The 20,778-nt window shown below is 72.1% G+C and carries 17 protein-coding genes; 13 read left to right on the plus strand and 4 right to left on the minus strand.

What is annotated here, in order from left to right; all coding sequences use genetic code 11:
* Positions 1-6 precede the first annotated feature (6 nt).
* From uvrA to ACH4ZA_RS35600, 8 genes are all read left to right on the plus strand, one after another.
* On the plus strand, positions 7-2,514 hold the full coding sequence (gene uvrA / locus ACH4ZA_RS35565) for an excinuclease ABC subunit UvrA (protein ID WP_319275540.1): 2,508 nt from the start codon (positions 7-9) through the stop codon (positions 2,512-2,514).
* Entirely contained in the window at positions 2,514-3,698 is a 1,185-nt protein-coding gene (locus ACH4ZA_RS35570; RefSeq protein WP_398433294.1) for a Gfo/Idh/MocA family protein, read from the plus strand. The genes uvrA and ACH4ZA_RS35570 overlap by 1 nt, the downstream gene beginning before the upstream one ends.
* Positions 3,695-4,114: a cupin domain-containing protein gene (locus ACH4ZA_RS35575; RefSeq protein WP_266724886.1), complete on the plus strand. Its 420-nt coding sequence runs from the start codon at positions 3,695-3,697 to the stop codon at positions 4,112-4,114. The genes ACH4ZA_RS35570 and ACH4ZA_RS35575 overlap by 4 nt, the downstream gene beginning before the upstream one ends.
* A 43-nt stretch (positions 4,115-4,157) precedes the next feature.
* Positions 4,158-5,885, plus strand: coding sequence for an MFS transporter (locus ACH4ZA_RS35580; protein ID WP_398433295.1), 1,728 nt, complete (start codon positions 4,158-4,160; stop codon positions 5,883-5,885).
* Between the two features lie 319 nt (positions 5,886-6,204).
* Positions 6,205-6,342 (plus strand): hypothetical protein, encoded by a 138-nt coding sequence (locus ACH4ZA_RS35585; RefSeq protein WP_319275534.1) that lies wholly within the window; start codon positions 6,205-6,207, stop codon positions 6,340-6,342.
* Between the two features lie 2 nt (positions 6,343-6,344).
* Positions 6,345-8,609, plus strand: a complete 2,265-nt coding sequence (locus ACH4ZA_RS35590) for a TOMM precursor leader peptide-binding protein (protein ID WP_398433296.1) — start codon at positions 6,345-6,347, stop codon at positions 8,607-8,609.
* Positions 8,610-8,662: 53 nt separating this feature from the next.
* A complete protein-coding gene (locus ACH4ZA_RS35595; RefSeq protein WP_319275530.1) occupies positions 8,663-10,141 on the plus strand; it encodes a SagB family peptide dehydrogenase in 1,479 nt (492 codons plus the stop codon).
* 90 nt (positions 10,142-10,231) lie between these two features.
* Entirely contained in the window at positions 10,232-11,446 is a 1,215-nt protein-coding gene (locus ACH4ZA_RS35600; RefSeq protein ID WP_398433297.1) for a sensor histidine kinase, read from the plus strand.
* A 143-nt stretch (positions 11,447-11,589) separates the two neighbouring features.
* Here ACH4ZA_RS35600 and ACH4ZA_RS35605 read toward each other — a convergent pair whose 3' ends face one another.
* From ACH4ZA_RS35605 to ACH4ZA_RS35620, 4 genes are read right to left on the minus strand one after another with little or no spacing between them, the layout of a single operon-like run.
* Positions 11,590-12,195 (minus strand): DNA-binding response regulator, encoded by a 606-nt coding sequence (locus tag ACH4ZA_RS35605; protein ID WP_057577775.1) that lies wholly within the window; start codon positions 12,193-12,195, stop codon positions 11,590-11,592.
* Positions 12,196-12,239: 44 nt separating this feature from the next.
* Entirely contained in the window at positions 12,240-13,352 is a 1,113-nt protein-coding gene (locus ACH4ZA_RS35610; protein ID WP_398433298.1) for an acyl-CoA dehydrogenase family protein, read from the minus strand.
* 33 nt (positions 13,353-13,385) lie between these two features.
* Positions 13,386-14,501: a winged helix DNA-binding domain-containing protein gene (locus ACH4ZA_RS35615; RefSeq protein WP_398433299.1), complete on the minus strand. Its 1,116-nt coding sequence runs from the start codon at positions 14,499-14,501 to the stop codon at positions 13,386-13,388.
* A gap of 2 nt (positions 14,502-14,503) precedes the next feature.
* Positions 14,504-15,517 carry an NADP-dependent oxidoreductase gene (locus ACH4ZA_RS35620; protein ID WP_319275523.1) on the minus strand — a complete coding sequence of 338 codons (1,014 nt, stop codon included), beginning with the start codon at positions 15,515-15,517 and terminating at the stop codon, positions 14,504-14,506.
* A gap of 235 nt (positions 15,518-15,752) precedes the next feature.
* Here ACH4ZA_RS35620 and ACH4ZA_RS35625 point away from each other — a divergent pair, with 235 nt between their 5' ends.
* The 5 genes from ACH4ZA_RS35625 to ACH4ZA_RS35645 all read left to right on the plus strand — a co-directional run bounded on the left by ACH4ZA_RS35625 (position 15,753) and on the right by ACH4ZA_RS35645 (position 20,752).
* Positions 15,753-16,247, plus strand: coding sequence for a nuclear transport factor 2 family protein (locus ACH4ZA_RS35625; protein ID WP_398433300.1), 495 nt, complete (start codon positions 15,753-15,755; stop codon positions 16,245-16,247).
* A 41-nt stretch (positions 16,248-16,288) separates the two neighbouring features.
* Positions 16,289-17,332, plus strand: coding sequence for a methyltransferase (locus tag ACH4ZA_RS35630; RefSeq protein ID WP_319275519.1), 1,044 nt, complete (start codon positions 16,289-16,291; stop codon positions 17,330-17,332).
* A 208-nt stretch (positions 17,333-17,540) separates the two neighbouring features.
* Positions 17,541-18,197 carry an FMN-dependent NADH-azoreductase gene (locus ACH4ZA_RS35635; RefSeq protein WP_057577769.1) on the plus strand — a complete coding sequence of 219 codons (657 nt, stop codon included), beginning with the start codon at positions 17,541-17,543 and terminating at the stop codon, positions 18,195-18,197.
* A gap of 72 nt (positions 18,198-18,269) precedes the next feature.
* The gene (locus tag ACH4ZA_RS35640) at positions 18,270-19,538 is read left to right on the plus strand and encodes a beta-ketoacyl-[acyl-carrier-protein] synthase family protein (protein ID WP_319191079.1); all 1,269 of its coding nucleotides are present in this window, start codon (positions 18,270-18,272) and stop codon (positions 19,536-19,538) included.
* A complete protein-coding gene (locus ACH4ZA_RS35645) occupies positions 19,535-20,752 on the plus strand; it encodes a ketosynthase chain-length factor (RefSeq protein ID WP_319275516.1) in 1,218 nt (405 codons plus the stop codon). The genes ACH4ZA_RS35640 and ACH4ZA_RS35645 overlap by 4 nt, the downstream gene beginning before the upstream one ends.
* Positions 20,753-20,778: the final 26 nt, after the last annotated feature.

Raw genomic sequence — 20,778 nt, forward strand, 5'->3', positions numbered from 1 at the left:
ACCCCGTTGAGCGACACCAACAGCCGCGCGCACCTGCTGCCGGAGACGCTCGAGGTGCGCGGCGCCCGCGAGCACAACCTGCGCGGCGTCGACGTGGACCTGCCGCACCGCAACCTCACGGTGTTCACCGGCGTCTCCGGCTCGGGCAAGTCGTCCCTGGCCTTCGCCACGATCTACGCCGAGGGCCAGCGGCGCCAGCTGCAGAGCATGTCGACCTTCGCCCGCCAGTTCATGCACCAGATGGACAAGCCGGACGTGGACCACATCGGCGGCCTGTGCTCGGCCGTCGCGGTCGACCAGCGCTCCTCGGCCTCCCGCAGCCCGCGCTCCACGGTGGGCACGGTCACCGAGGTGTACGACCTGCTGCGGGTCGTGTTCGCGCGGATCGGGCACCCGCACTGCACCGTGTGCGGGACGGAACTGGCTCAGGACGCCTGCCCGCAGGGCCACGACAGCGCGCTGCCCGAGATGACCAACGGGGCCTTCTCCTTCAACCTGCCCTTCGGCCAGTGCACCGCCTGCCAGGGCGTCGGCACCCGGCTCGAGGTGGACCCCACGACCCTGGTCGCCGACCCGGGCCGCTCCCTGCTGGAGGGCGCGATCACGCCCTGGCGGCCCACGTTCACCGAGCCGGAGCGGATGAAGGCCCGCGCGGTGGCGCACCTGCTGGGCGAGGACGAGAACACGCCCTGGGAGGACCTCTCCGAGGGGCTGCGGCACACCCTGCTGCACGGCACCGACATCAAGGTCCGGGCCCGCAAGTTCGACAAGCCCGGCGACCCGGTCAAGGACGTCGTGTTCACCGGGGTGGTGCCCTGGCTCTACGAGCGCTACCGCAAGTCCGGAGGCGAGAACTTCGGGCAGCTGGAGAACTACATGCGGCCGGCGCCCTGCCGTGAGTGCGGCGGCGGCCGGCTCAACCCGGCGCAGCTCGCGGTCCGGGTCGCCGGACGCGGCATCGCGGAGGTGACGGCGCTGCCCGTCTCCGTGTCGCTGCGCTTCTTCCAGGAGCTGGACGTCGCGGAGCGCGAGCGCGCCGCCGTGGGCCAGGCCCTGGAGGAGATCGTGCAGCGGCTCGGCCATCTGACGCGGATGGGCCTGGAGTACCTCAGTCTGGACCGTCCGGCGCGCACCCTGTCCGGCGGCGAGTCGCAGCGCATCCGGCTGGCGGGTCTGCTCGGCACCGACATGTTCGGCCTGCTCTACGTCCTGGACGAGCCGACCACCGGTCTGCACCCCAGGGACATCGAGAAGCTGGTGGCCACCCTTCAGGACCTGCGCGACCAAGGCAACACGGTGCTCATCGTCGAGCACGACCACCAGATGATCAAAGCCGCGGACTGGGTGGTGGAACTCGGTCCTGCGGCCGGCGAGCACGGTGGCGAGCTGCTGTTCAGCGGCCCGGCCGAGCAACTGCTCGGCGACCCGGACTCGCCGACCGGCGGCTACACCAGCGGCACGCGCGGCATCGCGGTGCCCGCGAGCCGGCGGCCCGGGGCGCCCGACCGCCGGATCGCCGTGTACGGCGCGAAGGAGAACAACCTCGCCGGGTTCGACGTCGCCTTCCCGCTCGGCACGTTCATCGCGGTGACCGGGGTGTCGGGGGCCGGCAAGTCCACGCTGGTGGACGACATCCTCTACCCGGCGGTGGAAGGCGCCCTGGGCGGCGACGCGCCGGCGCCGGGCGCGCACACCAGGATCGAGGGGCTGCAGCACGTCGACCGGGTGATCAGGGTGGACCAGGCGCCCATCGGGCGTTCGGGCCGGTCGACGCCGGCGACGTACACCGGGGTCTTCGACAGCGTGCGCAAGGTGTTCTGCCAGACCGCGGAGGCGAAGAAGCGCCGCTACAAGCCGGGCCGGTTCTCGTTCAACTCGCCGGGCGGGCGGTGCGAGACCTGCACCGGCGACGGCTCCATCAAGATCGAGATGCAGCTGCTGCCCGACGTCTTCCTGCACTGCGAGACCTGTGACGGCACCCGCTACAACGCGGAGACGCTGGAGATCGTTTACCGCGGCAAGAACATCGCCGAGGTGCTGGCGATGCCCGTCGAGGAGGCGCTGGAGTTCTTCGCGGGGGAGCCCGCCATCGAGGCTCCGCTGCGCGTGCTCGACGAGGTCGGCCTCGGCTATCTGCGGCTGGGGCAGTCGGCGACCACGCTCTCCGGTGGCGAGGCCCAGCGCGTCAAGCTCGCCAACGAGCTGCAGCGCAGGGCGGGCGCGCACACCCTCTACCTGCTCGACGAACCGACCACCGGCCTGCACTCCAGCGACATCGAGCGGTTGCTCTCGGTGCTGCACAGCCTGGTGGACAAGGGGCACACCGTGCTCGCCGTGTCCCACAACCTCGACCTGATCAAGACGGCGGACTGGGTGGTGGACATCGGTCCGGAAGGCGGCGACGGAGGCGGCGCGCTGGTCGCCGCGGGGACCCCCGAGCAGGTGGCCGGGCAGCCGCACGGCCACACCGGGCGCTTCCTGCGCGACGTGCTGGGGACGAGCGGGCGGCCGTGATGAAGGGGTCGCCCGCCACGGGCTCGGAGCCGGTCCGGATCGGTGTGCTGGGGTGCGCGGACATCGCCCGCCGCCGGGTGCTGCCCGCCTTCGCGGCGGACCCCGGCAGCCGGGTGGTGGCCGTGGCCAGCCGGGACGGCGGCCGGGCCCGCGAGGTGGCCGACCGGTTCGACTGCGCCGCCGTGACGGGCTACGACCGCCTGATCGCCGACCCGGGCGTGGAGGCCGTCTACGTGCCGCTGCCCGTCGCCCTGCACGCCCACTGGATCGAACGGGCGTTACGGGCGGGCAAGCACGTGCTCGGCGAGAAGCCGCTCACCGGCGACGTCGACTCCACCCGGCGGCTGTTCGGGCTGGCCGCCGCGCGGGGCCTGGTGCTCGCCGAGAACTTCATGTTCCCGTGCCACCCGCTGCACCGGCGGGTGCGGGAGCTGCTCGCGGGCGGCGCCATCGGTGAACTGCGCAGCTTCACAGGGGAGTTCGCCATCCCCGCGCCGCCGCCGGGCGACGTCCGCTACGACGCGGGCCTCGGTGGCGGCGCCCTGCTGGACATTGCCGTCAACCCGCTGCTCGCCGCCCGCTTCTTCCTCGGTCCCGCGCTCACGGTGTGCGGGGCGCGGCTGCGCCGGCACCCCGTGCACGGCGTGGACACCGGGGGAGCGGTCCTGCTGGCCGCACCGGACGGCGTCACCGCGCAGGTGGTGTTCGGCATGGAGCACGCCTACCGGGCCGGGTACGAGCTGTGGGGGAGCGCGGGGCGGATCCGGGTGGAGCGCGCCTACGCGCCGCCCGCCGACCACTGCCCGGTGATCCGGGTGGAGCGGCCGGAGGGCGTGGAGGAACTGGTCCTGCACCCCGAGGACCAGTTCCTCGCGGCGGTGCGCGCGTTCTCGCACGCCGTCCGGCAGAGCCGGCCGCCGGCCCGAGGGCCGGGGCGGACTCTCCAGCCCCCGCCCGCCCCGCAGGCCCCGCCTTCCCCGTCCTCCCCGCGGTCGCCGGGAACCCCACAGACCTCACAGACCCGCGACGGCCTCGGGGCCGAGCGCGGTCTTCGCGAACGGCACCAGGAGCGGGCCCTCACGGTCGCCCGGCTGGTGGCCGAGGTTCGAGCGGCGGACAAGGCCGCTTCCAGCGCCGCACAGCACCCTGTTCCGAGCTGGGACGACCCGAGAGGGGCCTTATGAACTCCGCTGTCACCGACAAGCTGCGCTGTGAGCGCATCACGAAATTCCGTGACGTCATACCCGGCGACGGTCCGGGCAGGCTCTCCTCTCCCGCCGGGGATCTCGTGAGGTTCGCCAACGGCGACGCCTACCGGTTCGCCGCGTACTGGGACTGCCTGCCGGGCGGACCGTGCCGCGGAAACCACTACCACCTCGACAAGACCGAGGTGATGTTCGTGATCTCCGGCGAACTGAGAGCCGCGTACTACGACCTCGACACCGGCCAGCGCTTCGACACCGTGCTGGTCGCCGGGGACCTGGTCACCGTCCACCCGCGCCTCGTGCACAGCTACATGGCGCTCAGCCCCACCCAGGTGGTGGAGGTGGCCTCGCACGCCTACTCGCCGAGCGACACGCATCCCTACGTGTTGCTCTGACCGACCAACCCGCCGCACACACCCCCCATAGAAGGAGAAGATCGTGACCGCTCTGGAAGCAACGTCGTCCGGAGAGCAGGAGGGAGAGCTCAATCCCAAGCGCTGGATCGCGTTGACCGTGATCCTCGTGGCCGCGTTCATGGACATGCTCGACAGCACGATCCTGAACGTGGCGATCCCCTCCATCCGAACGGATCTCGACGCCGGCTACGCGGACATCCAGTGGGTCACCGCCGGCTACCAGCTCGCTTTCGCCCTGCTGCTGATCCTCGGCGGCCGGCTCGGCGACATCTACGGCCGCAAGCGGATCTTCCAGATCGGCGTGGCGGGCTTCACGCTCGCCTCGCTGGCCGCGGCCGTGTCGGTCGACCCGGGCATGCTGATCGTGTCCCGGCTGGCCCAGGGCGGCTTCGCCTCGATCATGGTGCCGCAGGTCCTGGCCATCATCCACGTCAGCTTCCCGCCGCAGGAGCGCGCCAAGGCGTTCGGCATGTTCGGCACGGTGGCCGGTCTCGCCGCGCTCACCGGTCTGAGCCTCGGCGGCCTGCTGGTCGAGTGGGACCTGTTCGGCCTGGAATGGCGGCTGGTGTTCCTCATCAACATCCCCGTCGGCCTCTTCGGTCTGATCGTCGGGCAGAAGAGCATCGTCGAGTCCAAGGCGCCGGTCGCGCTGCGGCTGGACATCGTCGGCGCGGTCCTCGCCGCCGTCACCCTGTTCCTGCTCGTCTTCCCGCTCATCCAGGGACGCGAACTGGGCTGGCCGGCCTGGGGATTCGTCCTGCTGGCGCTGACGCCGGTGGCGCTGTTCGTGTTCATCCGCCAGCAGCAGGCCCGTACCCGCAAGGACGGTTCGCCGCTGGTCGCGCTGAACCTGTTCCGGCTGCGCAGTTTCTCCTCCGCGCTCAGCGTGCAGCTGGCGTTCAACATCGGCGTCGGCGTGTTCTTCCTGTCCTGGAGCCTGTACATGCAGGTCGGCCTGGGCTGGAGCCCGATCCGCGCCGGTCTGACCAGCCTGCCGTTCTGCATCGCCACCTTCATCACGTCGGCGCTGTCGTACGCCTTCCTCGCCGCGAAGATGGGGCGCAAGCTCCTGCAGCTCGGCGCGGTGCTGGTGCTGCTGGGCCTCGGCTCCTACATCTGGGTGGTCGAGCACTACGGCAGCGGCGCCACCAGCTGGAAGATGGCGCTCCCGCTGGCCCTGTTCGGCCTCGGCTTCGGCATGGTCATGTCCCCGATCCCGGACATGGCCACCAGCGAGGCTCCGCGGCAGGACGCGGGCTCGGCCTCCGGCCTGGTCAACACCAACCAGCAGCTCGGGTTCGCCGTCGGCACGGCCCTGGTCAGCGTCATCTTCTTCGGCGCGCTCGGCGGCAACGCGGCCGACAACTCCCGGGAGGCGGCCCCGCAGCTGCGCAAGGACCTGGCAGCCGTGTCGGTCACCGGGCAGGGCGCGGACCGGGTCGTGGACTACTTCGTGCAGTGCACGAGCGACCAGGCGAAGGAGAAGGACTGGACCGTCCAGGCGCCGAGTTGCGCCAAGGCCCCGTCCGAGCTCACCGGCAACCCGAAGGTCGCCGCGGTGTTCGCCGACACGGGCAAGCACACCAACGCGCTCACCTTCGCCGACACGTTCGCCCACGCGCTGCGCTGGTTCATCGGCGGCATGGTCCTCACCCTGCTGCTGACGTTCCTGCTGCCCCGCAAGAACGCGGCGCACGGCGAGCAGGCAGGGGCCGGCACGGAGCCCAAGGCCGTGGCGGAGAACGTCTGACGGTCGCGGACCGCGACGAGAACCGGGCCGCGGCCCGTGGGGCAGACCGCCCCGCGGGCCGCGGCCTGCACGTTGTGCGCCGGTCCGACCGCCCCGTGGTGCGCCCGGGACGAAGCCTGCTGAAGCCGTCATCCGGCGATCATGAATTCTTCATCACCGGCCGGTGAGCACGGCACTACTGCGGCCCTCCTCCTCTCGGCGAGACTCCTGGTCAGACGCCGAAGCCGCGGAGAACACCGACCGGCAGGACGACGGCGCACCGCACGGTCACACCGACCGCGTCACAGGGCGCGGTTCACAGACGATCGAGGGGGAGACCATGTCCGCACAGCACCTTTCCGAGGACCTGTTCATCGAGGAGTACAACCCGGCCGGCCCGTGGGCCGCGCCGACCGATTCCTTCGTCTGCTGGGCCGAGTCGGCCGTGCCCGCCACCACGGACCACAGCGGGGTCTGACGGTGATCCGGTCGGCTTCGGGGAAGCCCCGCCTGGGCTTCAAGGAACACCTGACGGTCCAGATCGTCCCCGGGGAAGCGGTCTACCTGATGTCCGGGCGACGCGTCATCACGTTGCACGGCGCGGAGATCTGCCACCTCGCGGAACTGTTGGACGGCGTCAGGACGCGCGACGCCATCCTCGCGGAGGCGTCCGGGCGACTGCCGGTCGAGCGAACGCTGCGGCTGCTCGACCGTCTCACCGAAGCCGACCTGCTGGCCGAACTGCCCGAGTCGCGGGCCGACGACGCCGCGGAGCGCGCGTACTGGGAGGCCGCCGGTCTCAGCGGCGGCGCCGTCCGCCCCGCGGCCACCGTGCACACCGTGGCGGTGGGGGGCGTCGGACCCGAGACACTGCACACCGCCGCCGTGGCGGCCGGCCTGCGCACCGGGCCGGCCGCCGAGGCGGACCTGATCCTGGTGGCCTGCGACGACTACCTCGACCCCCGGCTGCGCGAACTCGACCGGGAGTACCGGGAGGCCGGGCGCTGCTGGCTGCCGATCCAGCTGCACGGCACCGAGACCTGGATCGGCCCGTTCCTCGGTGTGCCCGACGGCCCGTGCTGGTCCTGCCTGGCCGAACGGCTGTGGCGCAGCCGCCCGGTCGAGGCCAGGCTCCAGCAGGGACTGGGCCGCTCCGGGCCGCTGCCCCGCCGACCCTGCGCGGTCCCGGCGAGCCTGCTCGCCGGGCTTCACCTGGCCGTGCTGGAGGCGGTCAAATGGCTGGCCGGCCTGCGCCACCCCGGGCAGGACGCGCTGTGGACCCTGAACGGACTGATGCTGACGGGCAGCCACCATCCGGTGAGCCGGCGCCCGCAGTGCCCGGACTGCGGCGATCCCACGCTGGTCGCCGCCAGGGTCGAGGCGCCCGTGGTGCTGAGATCCCGGCCCAAGGCGGACTGCGACGGCGGCGGGCACCGGGCCCTCGGCCCGGAGGAGATGCTCCGGCGCTACCGGCGGCACGTGGACCCGCTCACCGGCCTCGTCCGGGAGATCCGCCGCGACCCGCGCGGCCCGGCGTTCCTCAACGTCTTCCACGCCGGGCACAACCTTGCCCTCACCCACCACGACCCGCGCGGCTGGCGCACCGGGCTGCGCGCCACCAGCGCGGGTAAGGGCAGCACCCCGCTGCGGGCCGAGGTGAGCGCGCTCGCCGAGGTGCTGGAGCGGCACAGCGGCCACCTCCAGGGCGACGAGCCGATGCTGCGCGCGTGTTACGACGCGCTCGGCGAGGAGGCCGTCCACCCCGACTCCGTCCAGCTCTTCGCGGCCGGTCAGTTCACCGGCCGCGCCCGCTGGAACGCCGAACACGGCGCGTTCCAGCAGGTCTGCGAGCCCTTCGACGAGGGCCGGGAGATGGAGTGGACCCCGGTGTGGTCGCTCACCGAGCAGCGTCGCCGGCTGCTGCCCACGGCCCTGCTCTACTTCGGCGCCTCACGCCTCGCGGGCCGTCCGTACTGTCTCGCCACCTCCAACGGCGTGGCCGCGGGCGCGTCCTTGGAGGACGCGGTGCTCCAGGGGTTCCTGGAGCTCGTCGAGCGGGACGCCGTGGCCCTGTGGTGGTACAACCGGCTGCGCCGGCCCGGGGTGGACCTCGGCTCCTTCGACGACCCCTGGATCGCCGAACTGCGCACGGTCCACGCCGGTCTGCACCGCGAGGTGTGGGCCCTCGACCTCACCGCCGACCTCGGCATCCCCACGGTGGTCGCGCTGTCCCGCCGTACGGACAAGGCGGGGGAGGACATCACGCTCGGCTTCGGCGCGCACTTCGACCCCCGGATCGCGCTGCACCGCGCCCTGACCGAGCTGAACCAGATGCTCCCCTACGTCGTGGACGCCCGTGCCGACGGCGCCGGATACGGAACCGACGACGTCGAGGTGCTGCGCTGGATGCGCACCGCCCGGGCCGACGAACTCCCCTACCTGAGACCGGATCCGGAGCGTCCCGCGACGAACGCGGACACCCACCCGTACCGGCCCCGGGCCGATCTGCGGGAGGATGTCGCAGAGGCTGAGCGGATCGTCCGCGAGGCCGGACTGAACATGCTCGTGCTCGACCAGACCCGTCCCGACGTGGGGCTGCCGGTGGCCCGCGTCATCGTCCCCGGGCTCCGCCCCCACTGGGCCCGGTTCGCACCCGGCCGTCTCTTCGACGTGCCGGTGCGCAGCAAAGACCTGACCGAACCGACCCGCTACGAGGACCTCAACCCGGTCCCCCTGTTCCTGTGACCGTCCCCGTGATTCCCCCGCGATCGCGACCGTCCCCCCACCTTGGATCAGCCGTGCACCTTGGCAGTCTCGCCCCCCAACTGGTCAATCTGTGGTCCTTGAGGCCGGACATCGTTGTCGATCCGGACACCGATCCCGAGGACGCCCTCGTGCTGGAGACACCCTGGGAGGATCTCCGGATCAAGGAGCCGAGCGCCGCCCTGCGCGAGGCCGTGCGCCGGATGCAGCTCGGGCCGTCCGCCATCCCCAACATCCTGGCCTCGGCGGCGGACTCGCCCGGCGGTCCGGAGGGGCTGCTGGAGGAACTCCGGCCGCTGCAGCACCTGGTGGTGCGCACCCTGGCCGTCGGCGCGGCGCCGCTGCTCTCCGTGGTGCCGATCTCCGGGCAGGCCCGCTTCACCCGGCTGAAGCCGCTGCTCGGCCGGGTCTGCAGGCTTTCGAGGTTCGCGGTGATCCGCTGTGCGCCGGGCGGTCTGTCCGTCGAGTCCTCGCTCGTCGAGCACAAGGTGGAGCTGCACCACCCGGGCGTCATGGGGATGCTGGGCCGGATAGACGGCGCGGCGGACGACTTCGACGCGCCGCACCTTCCCGTGGTGGAGGCGGTCCGGTCGTATCTGGTCGCCGCCGGGGTGCTGGTGGTCGCCGAGGGGCCCGCCGGGTACGGCCCGGGCGGCGCCGAGCCCACCTTCGCGGAGGACCGCGACCCCGCGCTCACCGGCTGGTCCCCGGACGAGCTGATGGTGCACGCCGGCAGCCGCCGGGAGCGCTTCGGCCGGCCGCGCGGAGCCGCCTTCGCCCAGGTCGGCCGGATGCCCCCGCCTCCGGTGGTCAAGCCGCAGACGGAGCCGGACCCGGACCGCCCCGCGCACCGGATCGCGCTCGCCCGCCCCGTCCTCGACGCCCCGGCGGCCGCCGACCCGACCCTCACCGCGGTGCTCGAGCCCGGCGTCCGGCCGGTCGTCGAGGACGCCGAGCTGTCGCTGGACCGGCTCGGCGCCCTGCTGTACCGGTCGGCCCGGGTCCGCGCCCTGCTGCCGCCGGCCGACTTCGATCCGGCCGGCTACCCGACGAGCGAGCGCCCGTACGTCAGCGTCGACGACAGCTATGCGCTGGAGGTGTACGTCCTGGCCGACGAGGGGGCGTCCTGTCTGCCGCCGGGCGCGTACCACTACCGGCCGCTCGACCACTGCCTGGAGCGGATGGGCGGCGACCCCGGCGCCGCGGCCGACCTGGCGGGCACGGCCCGCGGCGGGGAGCCGGGCCCGGACGGGGAGCCGGCCGTGCTCATCGCCATATCCGCCCGGTTCGCCCGCGCCGCCTACAAGTTCAGCGGCACCGCCTACAGCAACGTCCTCAAGGACGTGGGAGCGCTCCAGCAGACGTTGACGCTGGTGGCGCGGGCCGTGGGACTGCAGTCCCGCATCCTGCCCGTCGGCGACGCGGACGCCTTCCAGCGGGCCGTCGGCCTGGACTGGCGGGTGGAGTCCAGCGTCGGCGACATGGTCATCTCGAGTCGTATACCGCCGAGTTGAGGGACTTGAGGGCCTGTCGGAAGACCGGTATGGTGCGCTTTCACCAGCTGGGACTCGGGGCGGGGGAGCGGTCGAGACGGCATGGAACCTATGGAACCCAACGATCTGCCGGCCGATGAGGCCGAAGCGACGGCAGCGCACCTCGCACCCAGGATCGCTGCGGGCATCACCACGGTCGTCCTGCTGGCCTTCGGCTTCGTGGCGGTCACCTATCTGACGGCCGCGCCGCACTCGGCGGCCCGGCTGGCCGAGGCGCTGGGGCTGCTCGCGCTGGTACTGGCGCTGCAGTTCTTCATCTCCTTCCCGCGGCTGCTGCCCAGGGTCGCGCCCCGGTCGGCGGCGCGGCTCGGCCGGCACCGGTGGTTCCTGCTGCTTCTGCAGGCGCTGCTGACCTATGCGCCCTTCCTGCAGTTCGGCCTGGCCTGGCTGCCGTTGCCCGGGCTGCTCGCGGGGTCGGCGCTGCTGGTGCTGCGCGACACGCGACAGGGGTGGACGGCGTTCGGCCTGGTCGTCCTGAGCACGGACCTGCTGCAGTTCGGCATCGGGCTCGGCTGGCGGAACGTCTCCTACACCACCGTGTCCACGATCCTGACCGGGCTCGTGGTGTTCGGTCTGTCCCGGCTCACCGATCTCGTCTCCGAGGTGCACCGCTCCCGCGCCGAGCTCGCGCAGTTCGCGGTCACCCAGGAGCGGCTGCGCTTCGCCCGGGACCTGCACGACCTGCTCGGCTACAGCCTGTCCACGATCACCCTCAAGTGCGAGCTCGCCTACCGGCTCACGCCGGTCACCGCAGACCAGGCCCGGCAGGAGATCTCCGAGGTCCTCGACATCTCCCGGCAGGCGCTGGCCGACGTCCGCGCGGTCGCCCACGGGTACCGGGAGATGTCCCTGTGCGACGAGGTGCGCGCCGCGCAGGCCATGCTCTCGATGCTCGGCGTGCAGGCGAAGGTGAACGTGGCGTCCGACTCGCTGTCGACCGAGGTGGACACCGTGCTGGCCACGGTGTTCCGCGAGGGGCTGACCAACATCCTGCGCCACAGCGAGGTCAGGCGGTGCGAGATCGAGACCGGCCGCCGGGCCGGTGCGGTCTGGTTCCGGCTGGCCAACGACGGTGTGGTCCGCGCCGGGTCGGTCCAGGGCGCGGAGCAGGGGGGCGGCAGCGGCATCAAGAACCTGACGTTCCGCGTGGAACGCCTCGGCGGACGCCTCACGGCCGGCGTCGACGACCACGGCTGGTTCGAACTCCGTCTGGAGATGCCCCTGGGCGAGGTCCGGGCCCCGGCCCGGACGCCCGTACCGTCCTGACGGCGGACGACGCGGAGCGGGACGCCACGGGGCGGGCCCCACGGAGACGGATCCCTGCCGGCCGGTGCCCTACGGCGAGGGCGCCCTACGGGGCGGGCGCCCTACGGGGCGGGCGCCCTACGGGGCGGGAGGCGCGGGGCGGGTCACAGCCAGCCTGATTCGCGGGCGATCCTGATGGCGTCCACCCGGTTGCGGGCGCCCAGCTTGGTGACCGCGGTGGTCAGGTAGTTGCGCACGGTACCGGTGGCGAGGTGGAGCTTCCTGGCTATCTGGGCCGCCTCCTCGCCCTGGGCCGCCAGCCTCAGCACCTCGACCTCGCGGGAGGTGAGCGCGCCCGGCTCGGTCTCCAGCGCGGCGAGGGCGAGCGTCGCGTCGAACGCGCGCTCGCCCCTGGCGATGGCCCGGATCGCGGCGGTCAGACGCTCCGGCTCGGCGTCCTTGGGCAGGAAGCCCTGGGCGTGGGCCGCCACCGCCCGGCGCAGATGGCCCGGCTGCCCCAGACCGGTGAGGATCAGGGTCCGGCACTCCGGGAGCGTGGTGTACAGCGCGGACGCCACACTGATGCCGTCCGTGCCGGGCAGGTCGATGTCCAGTACGGCGACGTCGGGCCGGCACTCCAGGGCGCGCGCCACGACCTCCGAACCGTTCGACAGCTCCGCGACGACCTCTATGTCCCCTTCGAGGCTCAGCAGGGAGACGAGTGCCCTGCGCAGCATATGGAGATCCTCAGCCAGCAAGACTCTGATCACGTGGTCATTCAAGCATCGCAATCTGGCCGTGTACGCAAGTTTCCTCAGATGGCTTGTTCGATTAGTGCCGTGCTGTAGTTCGCTGCTGCCCGGGTGATGTCGTAGCGCAGTGCCACGTGACTCGTCGCCGTCGTGACGTCACGCCAGACGCGTTGCAGCTCACCCGAGTCGCTGAGCCCCGCCGTGCCCGCCACCCGCACCAGCGCCGTGACGGCTTCGGCCGCCTGTTCGCCGGCGAACGAGGCATTCCGCTGATTGCGTGCCAAAAAGGTTGGCGTGAAAGTGCGGTCGTCGATCACGGCGGCGTTCTGCTCGACCAGATGACGCGCCGAGTCGATCCGCGCCGTCGCCCGGACCAGCTCGATCTGGACGGCCTCGGTGAGCCGCTTGCCCTTCAGCACGCGGACGGCCGCGGCCAGCGCGCCCTGCGCTGCGCCCACGGCGGGGGCCGCGAAGGTGGTGGCGCCGATCGCCTGGAAGGGGACGTTGTGCGCGGGCAGCGGACTCCAGCTGTTGACGCCGGTCTCCATCTCCGCGCGGGCGAAGGACAGATGGCCCGGCACGAACACGTCGTCGACCACCACGGTGTGACTGCCGGTGGCCCGCATGCCGACGCAGTCCCAGGACTGCACCACGCCGAAGGTCCCGCGGGGCAGCGCGAAGAAGCGCGGCCCCGCGTCCTCCTCGGACACGTTCGCGCACAGCAGCACCCAGTCCGCGAAGTCGACGCCGCTGATGTACTGCCAGCGGCCGGAGAGCCGGTAGCCGTTCTCGGCGGGCTCCGCGGTGCCCGCCGGCACCAGGCCGGTGGCGATGAGGACGTCGGCGCCCGAGCCCCACAGCTTCTCGTGCCCCTGCTCGGGCAGGTGCGCGGCGTAGCGGGAGGACGCGGCGAGCAGGGCGACGCACCAGCCGGTCGCGGCGCACGACGCCGACACCCGCAGCACGCCCTGCACGAAGTCGGCGACGGTCCCCTCGGTCCCGCCGAAGCGCGCGGAGACGAAGTGCCGCGCGAATCCGCTCGCGCGCAGGGCGGTGACGACGTCCGCGGACAGTCGTCCGGTGGCGTCGGCGGCCGCGGCGTGCCCGGCCGACAGGCCGGCCAGCTCGCCGGCCGCCGCCGACAGGTCGCGGGTGGAGAGGGTGGCGACGGTCATGGGAGTGGCTCCTCGGATGTGGGCGCGCGGGTGTCAGCCGACCGTCTCGAACCGGATGTCGTGGCGCCCGGTCCCGGAGGCGGCGAAGCTCAGCAGCCGCTCCCCCTCCTCGGTCAGTTCGGCGACGTCCCGGCGTGCCAGGGGGACGAAGGGCTCGACGACCAGGGTCGCGGCGTCCTTGGCGCGGTCGATCCGCCACAGGCCCCGCACGAAGCCGTCGATCAGAAAGGTGGCGCGGATGATGCCGTTGCTGGTGAAGATCCTCGTACGGTGCTCCGCCGCCATGATCCGTTCCCGGTCGGCGTGCGAGAGCAGGATGTTGTCGAACTCGGGCAGATACCGGGCGGGCAGCTCCTCGGACGGGTCCGGCAGCGCAGTCCCGGCCAGGTCGTACAGCACCGTCCCGGTCTCGTCCCGGTAGGTGCGCAGCGCCGGGCCGAGCCGGGTGAACGCCTCCTTCAGCCGGGTCAGACCGGACCATTTCTGCATGTCCTTGACGCTGGCCGGACCGAACGAGGCCAGATAGCGCCGTACATAGGCGTCGAGGGAGGCGTCCGGATCGAGACCGCGGCCCAGCCAGCGCTCGACGGTGGTGTGCGCGGCCTGGCCGCTGTGACCCCAGAGCCCGCGCGGCGGGACCTGGACCAGCGGCACCAGGTTGCGCACGGTCTGCGCCAGCGCGTTCGCGTCGTGCCCCGGCAGGCGCTGCGCCATCAGCGCGCCCAACTCGGCGAAGGTGAGCGTGCGTTGCTCGGCCAGCTCGGCGCCCAGCTGGGCGATCTCGTCGGTGTCCAGTCCCGCGACCTGCCGGCCGAACTGCCCCTTGACCGTGCGGGCCAGCATCTCGGCCAGCAGCGGACGCAGGGCGAGGCAGTCGTCGGCGGTGACGAGGTGGATGGTGGAGCGCATCAGGGCGATGCGCACCACCTTCCGCTCCCGGACCAAGGCCGCCAGGTCCTCGACCGCGAAGTCCTCGAGCCGGGTCCACAGCCCGATGTACGGCGGGTTGGGGGCCTGGGCCTGCAGTCCGGCCAGATGGGCGACGGCCTGCGCGGGCGACAGCGCGGACCGCCGGGCGAGCAGCTGGCGGTGGATCAACGCGCGGTTGAGCGCCTTCACGCTCAGGACCGGGCCTGCGGCGGTGCTCATGGTCAGGACAACCTCACCAGCGCGGTGCCGGAGAGCCGGCCCTTCAACAGGTCGATCATGGCCTGCGGCAGCGCGGCGACCCCGCCCTCCACCACGGTGTGCGGGAAGGAGATCCGGCCCTCGGCGAGCCACGCGCCGAACTGCGTGTTCCAGTCCTCGATCTGCTGCGGGGTGTGCAGCGTGGCGAAGCCCTGGAAGGACAGCTCGCGCGGGATGAGGCTCGTGAGGTCCAGCCGCGGGCGGGCGTCCTCGCCGTGCTGTGCGGCCAGCGACCCGCAGAGCGCGAAGCGGGCCCCGGGGGCGGCCGCCTGCACCGCGGCCTCGAACTGCTCGCCGCCGACGTTGTCGAAGAAGACCGTGATCCCGTCCGGGGCCAGCTCGCGCAGCCGGTCGGCGACCGGGCCGTCGTGGTAGTCGAACGCCGCGTCGTAGCCGGCCTCCCGGGTCAGGAAGTCGATCTTCTGCGGGGAGCCGGTGCTGCCGATGACCTTGACCGCGCCGAGCGCCTTGGCGATGTGGGCGGCGAGGCAGCCGACGCCGGAGGTGGCGCCGGAGACGAACACCACGTCGCCCTCGCGCACCTTGGCGATCTCCGCGAGCCCGCGCCAGGCCGTGGGCCCGTTGGAGAGGAAGTACTCGCTGCCGGGGAGCAGTTCGGGGTCACGCTTGAAGAACTGCCCGGCATAGCCCACGACATGGTCGCGCCAGCCGCTGAAGTGCTCGACCAGGTCGCCCACCGCCAGATCGGGGCTGGCGGACTTCACCACGGTGCCGACCGTACGGCCCCACATGGGCTGGCCCAGCTGGAACACGGGGATCGGGATGTCCAGCGAGGACTGCATCTGGTCGCGGTAGACCGTGCCGAGGGACATCCAGTCGTTGCGGACCACCACCTGACCCGGCTCCGGCTCGGCCAGCTCCGTCACGGCGACCTCGAAGTGGTCGAGGGAGAGCTCGCCGTCCGGGTAGGAGACGAGCCGCACCTCCTGGCTCTTCGTCGGCGTCCCGTCGGACATGTCGTCAGCTCCTTGTGCGAGGGATCGAAAGGGTCGTGCTGTGCCGAGGGTGCGGGGGAGGTCTCGAAGGGAGGTCGCGCCCGGCTGGAGCGTCCGGGGCCGCGGACCGCCCACAGCCATGATCGACGGCACACGGCTTCGGCGCCGGCGTTTCACCCACGCTCCAGCCGCTCTGGAGCGGCCGGGTGCACGGTGCGGTTCCCGCGAACCACCGGACCGTCGAAAGGGGTGCACCGTGTCGCAGACGCTGCAGCACTCGGAGCAGCACACCGGCCAGCACACCGAGCAGCACGCCGATCTCTTCCGGGAGATCGCCGCCTTCTACGCCCACCAGATGCCGCTGCTGGAGGCGCGCGACTTCGAGGCCTTCGTGCAGACCTTCACCGAGGACTGCTCCTTCGGCTACGAGGGCGCCTGGCAGCTGGCCGGCCGCCCCGCACTGCTGGAGGGCGTGCGCGCGAACATCTCCCGCTACGGCACCAGCACCATCCGGCACTGGTTCGAGAACCGCCGGGCCGAGCCGCAGCAGGACGGCTCGACCCGGGTCACGGCCACGTGTCTGGTCAGCGTCACCGACGAGAACGGCGACGTGACCTTCGAGCCGAGCTGTGTCGTCACCGACGAACTGGTGCGCACCGGGGAGGGGCTGCGCGTCCGCTCCCGGGTGATCCGCCACGACGTGCCCGACCCGGGCCGCTACTACGCCCGGCTCGCTGCGCAGCACGGCTGACCCGAGCGCCCACGACCGGCACGATTGGAGCAGAGAGAGCCATGACCACTCCCGCACTTCCCTCCCTCGAAGCCCGGGTGAAGCTGTACCGGATCGGCATGGGCTTCGCCGCCCTGCAGTTCGTCCAGGCCGCCGTCGACCTGAAGGTGGCCGACGCGCTGGACGACGAGCCGCTCGGCGCCGAGGAGCTGGCGAAGGCCGTCGACGCGGACCCGGACGCGCTCGGCCGGCTGCTGCGCGCGCTGTCCTGCCACGGCTTCTTCGAGGCGCTCGAGGACGGCCGGTTCCGGCACACCGAGCTGTCGCGGATGATCCGTCAGGACTCCACCTGGGGCGCCCCGGACGTCATCCGCTTCGGGTGGCTGCATGTGCCGGTCTCGGTGCTGCACCACACGGCGGACGCCGTGCGCACCGGCGAGGCGGCCTTCCCCAAGGTCTTCGGCACCCAGGCGCAGAGCTACTTCGTCAACGACGACCCCGAGGCCGGCGCGATCTTCAACCGGGCGATGACCGCCAACACCATCCTGCTCAACAACGCCCCCGCCCTGGTGGCGGCGCTCGCCCCGCGTCCCGGCGAGACGGTGATGGACGTGGGCGGCGGCCAGGGGCAGCTGCTGCTGCAGCTCATGGAGGCCTACCCCGACATCCACGGCGTGCTGCTCGAACTGGAGCAGGTGCTGCCGGGCGTCGACGAACGGCTGCGGGCCGGCGGCGCGCTGGCCGCACGCGCCGAACTGCTGGCCGGGGACTGCCGCGAGTCCGTGCCCGGCGGAGCCGACACCTACCTGTACAAGCACATGATGTACATGTGGGACGACGACACGGTCGTCGCCATTCTGCGCAACACCGCGCGGGCCGCGGCCTCCGGCGCCCGGGTGGTCGTCGTCGACATGCTGCTGGGCGGCGACAGCCCGTTCGAGGAGATCTGCACCGCCGTCGATCTGCTGATGGTGCTGATGGGCGGCGGGAAGCGGCGCAGCGTCGACCAGTTCGCGGCGCTGTTCGAACAGGCCGGCCTGGACTACCAGGGCGCGCGGAGCATCGAGGGGGACCAGTCGGTGCTGCTGACCGCGCTCGTCCCGTAGGGGCGCGGGGCGTCGGCAGGTCCCGGATGCCCGGGACGGCCGGATCGCTGCGGAGCACAGGGGTGGGAACGCCGTGGGCGTCCCGCCCCTGACGCATGCCGGGGCCCGGGCGGCCGCTTGAGGCGGGGTCCGCCGTGACACGAGCGGGCTGACCGACCGTGGCGTGAACGGACCCCTGCCACCATCCGCAGACTTTCGGGAGACAGCCATGCCGCACCTGCTGCACATCGACTCCTCCGCCATGTCCCGGGGCTCGGTCTCCCGGGAACTGGCCAAGACCTTCCGCCGGGCGTGGCAGAAGGAGAACCCCGACGGTGTCGTGACCTACCGGGACCTGGGCGCCGTGCCCGTGCCGCCGCTGACCGAGGCGGGCGTCACCGCGGGCTTCGTCCCGCCGGCCGCGCACGACGGCCACCAGCGCGCCGCCATGCTGCTGCGCGACGAGCTCGTCGAGGAGCTGCTGGCCGCCGACACGCTGCTGGTGAGCACCCCGATGTACAACTGGTCGATCCCCTCCACGCTCAAGGCGTGGCTCGACCAGGTGCTGGTCAACGACCGCACGATCACCTTCGACGGCAGCCCCGGCCCGCTGGCCGGCCGTCCCGCGACCGTCGTCGCCAGCTACGGCGGCGGCTACAGCCCGGGCGCTCCCATGGAGAAGGCCAACCACTGCGGCCCGTACCTGCAGACCGTGTTCGGCACCGGCCTCGGCCTCGACGTCGAGATCATCGCCGCCCAGCTCTCGCTGGCCCCCCGGGTGCCCGCGATGGCCGCGCTCGTGCCGCTCGCCGAGCAGTCCCTGGCACAGGCGCACCAGGCGGCCGAGAAGCGGGCCCGCGAGGTGTCCGCCGTGCCGGTGCGGTGATTGTCGAGTCAGTCACGAGCCAGACGCCGCATTCTCGTACAAACCAACCTGCATTGATCCAGGAGGCCATCGGTGTCCCGTCGCGCTGTGATCACCGGGCTCGGCGTCATTTCGCCAGGTGCCATAGGTGTCAAGGAATATTGGAGCCTACTTGCCGAGGGCAGGACGGCGACCAGGGCGATCTCCCACTTCGATCCCTCGGCTTTCCGCTCCCGCATCGCGGGCGAGGTCGACTTCCACCCGCTGAAGTCGGGGCTCACCCCGCAGGACGTGCGCCGCCTCGACCGGGCCGCGCAGTTCGCCGTGGTCGCCGGCCGGGAAGCCGTCGCGGACGCGGGCCTGCAGTTCGACGTCATGGACCCCACCCGGGTCGGCGTCGCCCTCGGCTCCGCCGTCGGCTGCACCACCAGTCTGGAGCGTGAGTTCACCATCGGCAGCGACGGCGGCCGGCTCTGGGAGGTCGACCAGGGCTACACCGTCCCCCATCTGTACGACTACGTGAACCCCAGCTCGATGGCGGCCGAACTCGCCACGCAGACCGGCGCGGAGGGACCGGTCACGCTGGTCTCCACCGGCTGCACCTCGGGCATCGACTCGGTGGGCTACGCGGCCCGGCTGATCGAGGAGGGCAGCGCCGACGTCGTCGTCAGCGGAGGCACGGAGGCCCCGCTGTCACCGATCACGGTGGTCTGCTTCGACGTGCTCCGCGCGAGCTCCACCCGCAACGACGACCCCGAGCACGCCTGCCGTCCCTTCGACAAGACCCGCGACGGCCTGGTGCTGGCCGAGGGCTGTGCGATCGTCGTCGTCGAGGAGCTCGAGCACGCACGGGCCCGCGGCGCGCAGATCTACGGCGAGGTCGCCGGGTACGCCTCGCGCTGCAACGCGTACCACATGACCGGTCTCGAGTCCGAGGGCAAGGACATGGCCTCGGCCATCGAGGTCGCGATGGACGAGGCGCGGATCCTGCCCCCGTACATCGACTACATCAACGCGCACGGCTCGGGCACCAAGCAGAACGACCTGCACGAGACGGGCGCCTTCAAGCGCAGCCTCGGCGAGGACGCCTTCACCACGCCGATCAGCGGCTTCAAGTCGATGATCGGTCACTCGCTCGGCGCGATCGGCTCACTGGAGATCGCCGGCTGCCTGCTCGCCATGCGCGAGGGACTGATCCCGCCGACGGCCAACCTCAACGAACCCGACCCGCTGTGCGACCTGGACTACGTGCCCAACGTGGCCCGCGAGAAGCGGCTCAACACCGTGCTGACCGTCGGCAGCGGCTTCGGCGGCTTCCAGAGCGCGATGATCCTGCGAAACGTACGAGGAGCGAAGCGATGACCAGGCGAGCAGTGGTGACCGGAATCGGCATCGCGGCGCCCAACGGGCTGGGTCCGACGTCGTACTGGCGGGCGCTGATGGCCGGCCAGTCCGGCATCCGGCGGGTCACCAAGTTCGACATCTCGAAGTACCGCTGCAAACTCGGCGGCGAGATACCCGACTTCGTGCCCGACCGGCATCTGCAGGACCGGATCCTGCCGCAGTCCGACCACATCACCCGGCTGTCGCTGGTGGCCACCGACTGGGCACTGCGCCAGGCCGGGGTGCGCAACGGCGACGTCCCCACCGACGAGATGGGCGTGGTCACGGCGGCCTCCGGCGGCGGCTACGAGTTCGGCCAGCGTGAGCTGGCCAAGCTGCACCACCAGGGCCCGGAGTACGTCAGCGCCTACCAGTCGTTCGCGTGGTTCTACGCGGTCAACACGGGCCAGATATCCATCCGGCACAAGATGCACGGGCCGGGCGCCGTGGTGATCAGCGAGCAGGCCGGCGGGATCGACGCGATCGGCCACGCCCGGCGGCAGCTGCGGGACGGCGCCAACCTGATGCTCACCGGCGGCATCGACAGCACCCTGTGCCCGTGGGCGTGGGTCGCCCACCAGGCCACCGGCCGGATCAGCCGCAGCTCGGACCCGACGCGGGCCTATCTGCCCTTCGACGAGCGCGCGGGCGGATACGTGCCCGGCGAGGGCGGCGCGATCATGGTGCTGGAGACGCCGGAGAGCGCGAAGAAACGGATCGGCACGACCGTCTTCGGCGAGATCGCCGGTTACGCCTCCACCTTCGACCCGGGCACCCCCGGCCGCCCGCCCGGCCTGCAGCGGGCCATCGAGATGGCGCTGGGCGACGCCGGCATGGACGCCGCGGACATCGACGTCGTCTTCGCCGACGCGGTGGGCGAGGCCGAGCTGGACCAGGTGGAGGCGGAGGCCCTCAAGGAGGTCTTCGGGCCGCACGGCGTTCCCGTCGCCGCGCCCAAGACCATGACCGGACGGCTGTTCGCCGGCGGTGCCTCCCTCGACGTCGCCACGGCGCTGCTGTCGATGTTCTGGAGCGCCATCCCGCCCGCCGTCGGCGTCCGGGAGGCCGTGCCCGAGTACGAGATGGACCTCGTGGTCGGCGAGCCGCGGCAGGGCCCGATCCGGTCGGCGCTGATCGTCGCCCGCGGGCACGGCGGCTTCAACTCGGCGATGGTGGTGCGCCAGCTCCGCTGAGCGGCAGCAGCCGTCCGTCATCGTCA

This window comes from Streptomyces sp. NPDC020597, assembly GCF_044335095.1.
In the GTDB taxonomy this organism is placed as follows: domain Bacteria; phylum Actinomycetota; class Actinomycetes; order Streptomycetales; family Streptomycetaceae; genus Streptomyces.

Excerpts from the sequence above, each read along its gene's own strand:
- ACH4ZA_RS35570 (WP_398433294.1), top strand. The coding sequence starts at position 2,514 with ATGAAGGGGTCGCCCGCCACGGGCTCGGAGCCGGTCCGGATCGGTGTG.
- ACH4ZA_RS35575 (WP_266724886.1), top strand. The coding sequence starts at position 3,695 with ATGAACTCCGCTGTCACCGACAAGCTGCGCTGTGAGCGCATCACGAAA.
- ACH4ZA_RS35585 (WP_319275534.1), top strand. The coding sequence starts at position 6,205 with ATGTCCGCACAGCACCTTTCCGAGGACCTGTTCATCGAGGAGTACAAC.
- ACH4ZA_RS35600 (WP_398433297.1), top strand. The coding sequence starts at position 10,232 with ATGGAACCCAACGATCTGCCGGCCGATGAGGCCGAAGCGACGGCAGCG.
- ACH4ZA_RS35610 (WP_398433298.1), bottom strand. The coding sequence starts at position 13,352 with ATGACCGTCGCCACCCTCTCCACCCGCGACCTGTCGGCGGCGGCCGGC.
- ACH4ZA_RS35615 (WP_398433299.1), bottom strand. The coding sequence starts at position 14,501 with ATGAGCACCGCCGCAGGCCCGGTCCTGAGCGTGAAGGCGCTCAACCGC.
- ACH4ZA_RS35620 (WP_319275523.1), bottom strand. The coding sequence starts at position 15,517 with ATGTCCGACGGGACGCCGACGAAGAGCCAGGAGGTGCGGCTCGTCTCC.
- ACH4ZA_RS35630 (WP_319275519.1), top strand. The coding sequence starts at position 16,289 with ATGACCACTCCCGCACTTCCCTCCCTCGAAGCCCGGGTGAAGCTGTAC.
- ACH4ZA_RS35635 (WP_057577769.1), top strand. The coding sequence starts at position 17,541 with ATGCCGCACCTGCTGCACATCGACTCCTCCGCCATGTCCCGGGGCTCG.
- ACH4ZA_RS35645 (WP_319275516.1), top strand. The coding sequence starts at position 19,535 with ATGACCAGGCGAGCAGTGGTGACCGGAATCGGCATCGCGGCGCCCAAC.